Genomic DNA, 3,616 nt, shown 5'->3' with positions numbered 1-3,616 from the left:
CGGCCGCGGAGCAGCCCCGGCGTGGCGGGGGTGCCGTCCCGCCCGGCGATGGCGCGCAGCACGGCCGCCCAGCGCGCCCGCAGCGAGTCGTCGGCCGACGGCGCGGAGGGCCCAGGTGGCACGGACGGCGCGGGTGGCGCGGGTGGCGCGGACGGCTTGGGCTCCGGCAGGAGGCCGATCGCCCGGTGCACCGCCTCCAGGTGGCGGAGCATGTCGGCGGCACCGTCCGCGTCGAGCCCCACGCAGGCGGGCGGCAGCCCGACGAGGATCCGCTCGGCCAGTCCCGCGGCGACCTCGCCGAGCGCCGCGGTGTCGGTGCCGCGCACGTCCCCGTACCGCACCGAGCGCACCAGGGCGGGCAGCGCCTGCGCGAGATGGCCCACGTCGGCGGTGAGCGCGGCGCGGTCGGCGAGCGCGCGCATCACCACGGGGAGGGCGTCGGGGAGCGCGGCCAGCAGACAGCGCTCGGCCAGCTCGGTGACCTCGGCGAGGGCCGTGGCACCCAGCGCCTCGGACTCCGCCTTGGCGGTGGCCGCCGACACCACGGTGGTGCCCCACACCCCCGCCTCCGCGACCCGCACCGCCAACTCCGGCTCCCAGCGCAGCCGCCACGTCTCGCGGAACGTGCCGGTGCTGCCGCGCGAGGCCGCCGGGGTGCCCCAGCCGACCCCCAGCAGCCGCAGCCGGTGCAGCAGGCGGCTGCGCGCCGCGTCCATGTCCTTGCGCAGGTCCAGCTCCAGCTCCCGCTCCGCTGCCTCCGGCGCCAGCCGCAACGAGCGCTGGGCGCTCCGCAGATCCTGTTGGAGCGGTACGGCGGGCGCCGACGAGGGGACCTCGCCCAGCACGTCCCCGACCACGAGCCGGTCCCGCACCAGCGCGATCGGCACGTCCGAGCCCTCGCACATGACGGCCCGCACGGCATCCGTCGTCTCGGCGAGCCCGGCGAGCGGGCGGCCGCGCAGCGCGGCGAGGGTTTCGGCGAGCCGCACGGCCTCGATGACGTGCGCGGACGACACCGCGAAGTCCTCGTCCCGGAGCAGCCCGGCGACCTTGGTGAGCCAGCGCTCCAGGGGCCGGTCCGGCGCGTGGAAGAGGTGGCTGTACCAGCCGGGCGAGGCGATCCCCGCCCCGTAGCCGCTGTGCCGGGCCAGCCGCCGGTGCGTCCAGGGCACCCAGCTGATCTCGGCCTTGACCTTCGGCAGCCCCTTGAGCAGCTTGCGGTCGGCGGTCACTGTGGAGCGGGCGGCCAGCGCCGGTACGTGCCAGGCCCCGCACACGACGGCGACCCGCTCCCCGAACTCCCGCCGCGCCGCGTGCATCCGCAGTCGCATATGGGCCTCCCGGACGGCGTCGTCCTCGTGCCCGCCGTGCCCGTACGCGGCCCGCAGCTCCCCCATGGCCTCGCCGACGGCGGCGAACGCCGCGGTCCCGCCGACGCTGCGGTGCTCGACGACGTCCTCCCACCAGCGCTCCGGGTCCTCGTACCCGGCCGCCTCGGCGAGGACGGCGAGCGGATCGACACGCACCCGCTCGGCCTCGCCCGGCTCCCCGGGCTCCGGGGCGTCCGCATCGCCCTTCGGGGTCATGGCCAGGGAGTTCGCGGCGGGGAGGTCGATGAACCGTACGGGCACGTCGCGGGCCAGCGCCCACTGGATGGCCGCCCATTCCGGCGAGAACCCGGCCAGCGGCCAGAACCCGGCGCGCCCCGGGTCGTTGGCCACGTGCGCGAGCAGCGCGACGGGCGGGCGCATGTCCTCGTCGGCGGCGAGGTGCACCAGCGCGTCCGCCTCCGGCGGTCCCTCGATGAGCACGACGCCGGGCTCGCACTCGTCGAGCGCCGCCCGCACGGCCCGCGCCGACCCGGGCCCGTGATGCCGCACCCCCAACAACACCGGCCACCCGGGCACGACGGCCTGGGCGATCCCGGAGGCTCCTGCGGGCCCGCCCACCGGCATCGGCTCCGCTGTCCTCACGCGCTCACCTCTCGGCACGCGCGGTAGAAGTCCTTCCAGCCGTCGCGCTCGCGGACGACCGCCTCCAGGTACTCCTGCCAGATGACGCGGTCGGCGGCCGGATCGCGGACGACCGCGCCGAGGATGCCCGCGGCCATGTCGTCGGCCCTCAGCACGCCGTCGCCGAAGTGGGCGGCGAGCGCCAGCCCGTTCGTCACCACGGAGATGGCCTCCGCCGTCGACAGGGTGCCGGAGGGCGACTTGAGCTTCGTACGGCCGTCGCCGGTCACGCCTTCGCGCAGTTCGCGGAAGACCGTGACGACGCGACGGATCTCGTCCACGCCCTCCGGGGCCTCGGGGAGGTCCAGCGAGCGGCCGATCTGGGCGACGCGGCGGGCGACGATGTCGACCTCGTCCTCCGGGGTCGCGGGCAGCGGCAGCACCACCGTGTTGAAGCGGCGGCGCAGCGCGCTGGACAGCTCGTTGACGCCGCGGTCCCGGTCGTTGGCGGTGGCGATGAGGTTGAAGCCGCGGACCGCCTGGACCTCCTCCCCCAGCTCGGGGATCGGCAGGGTCTTCTCGGACAGGACGGTGATCAGGGTGTCCTGCACATCGGCCGGGATGCGCGTCAGCTCCTCCACGCGCGCGGTCATGCCGTCCGCCATCGCCCGCATCACGGGGCTCGGGACGAGCGCGTCACGGCTCGGGCCCTGGGCGAGGAGCCGGGCATAGTCCCAGCCGTAGCGGATGGCTTCCTCGGGCGTCCCTGCCGTGCCCTGGACCAGCAGCGTCGAATCGCCGCTGACCGCCGCCGCCAGGTGCTCCGAGACCCAGGTCTTGGCCGTGCCGGGGACGCCGAGCAGCAGCAGGGCGCGGTCGGTGGCGAGCGTGGTGACGGCGACCTCGACGATCCGGCGCGGGCCCACGTACTTGGGCGTGATCACGGTGCCGTCCGGCAGCGTCCCGCCGAGCAGATACGTGGCGACGGCCCACGGCGACAGCCGCCAGCGGGCCGGGCGTGGGCGGTCGTCGGCTGCGGCCAGGGCGCTCAGCTCGTCGGCGAAGGCGTCCTCGGCGTGTGGACGGAGGACCTCGACGGCCTCGCCGGGCCCGTCGCCCTCGGTGATTTCAGGTGAATTGGTTCCGGACACAGTGACGGTCACAGCTCCCCCACGGCTCGTTGCTCGTTCCGCTCCCAGTCGCGCAATTCACTGTGCACCACCCCACTGACAACCGCCCCGGCAACCTGCCAACGTCAACGGACGTGCAGGTCAGGGCGGTTGTCAGTGAGTGGGCGTACCGTCGCAGACATGAATCCGCAGGGGGAACGCTGGACGGCGGAACAGGTGCTGGCCCTGGCTCCTGACGCCGCGTCGCACAAGGCGGGCGGCAAGCTCGCGGGGGCCGCCTCGTGGTCCGGCACGGGCGCGCGGGGCCAGGCGGTCTGGGGGCTGTGCGCGGGCAGCGGCAGCGAGCCGTACCGGACGGTGATCGACGTGCACGGCCCCGCGTATCGGTGCAGTTGCCCGAGCCGGAAGTTCCCGTGCAAGCACGCGCTCGGGCTGCTGCTCCTGTGGGGCGCCGGCGGGGCGGGGGTGCCGGAGGGCGGGGAGCCGCCCGAGTGGGCCGAGCAGTGGCTCGGCGAGCGGCGCGAGCGCGCGCGG

The 3,616-nt window shown here is 75.7% G+C and carries 3 protein-coding genes; 1 reads left to right on the top strand and 2 read right to left on the bottom strand.

Going from position 1 to position 3,616, the window contains the following annotated elements; genetic code table 11:
- Together EEJ42_RS33060 and EEJ42_RS33055 are read right to left on the bottom strand one after the other, a co-directional pair.
- A partial coding sequence (locus EEJ42_RS33060; RefSeq protein ID WP_123105679.1) for a DUF5682 family protein occupies window positions 1–1,955 on the bottom strand: 1,955 nt, incomplete at its 3' end.
- A 14-nt stretch (window positions 1,956–1,969) separates the two neighbouring features.
- Complete coding sequence (locus tag EEJ42_RS33055; RefSeq protein ID WP_425473002.1) at window positions 1,970–3,103, bottom strand: ATP-binding protein; 1,134 nt, start codon at window positions 3,101–3,103, stop codon at window positions 1,970–1,972.
- A gap of 159 nt (window positions 3,104–3,262) precedes the next feature.
- Between EEJ42_RS33055 and EEJ42_RS33050 the strand changes: the two genes are divergently transcribed.
- On the top strand, window positions 3,263–3,616 hold a 354-nt coding region (locus EEJ42_RS33050; RefSeq protein WP_184503394.1), incomplete at its 3' end, for an SWIM zinc finger family protein.

Origin of the sequence: Streptomyces botrytidirepellens, assembly GCF_003721215.1 — a bacterium.
Lineage (GTDB): Bacteria > Actinomycetota > Actinomycetes > Streptomycetales > Streptomycetaceae > Streptomyces > Streptomyces himastatinicus.
This window is presented reverse-complemented; position numbering and strand designations above follow the sequence as displayed.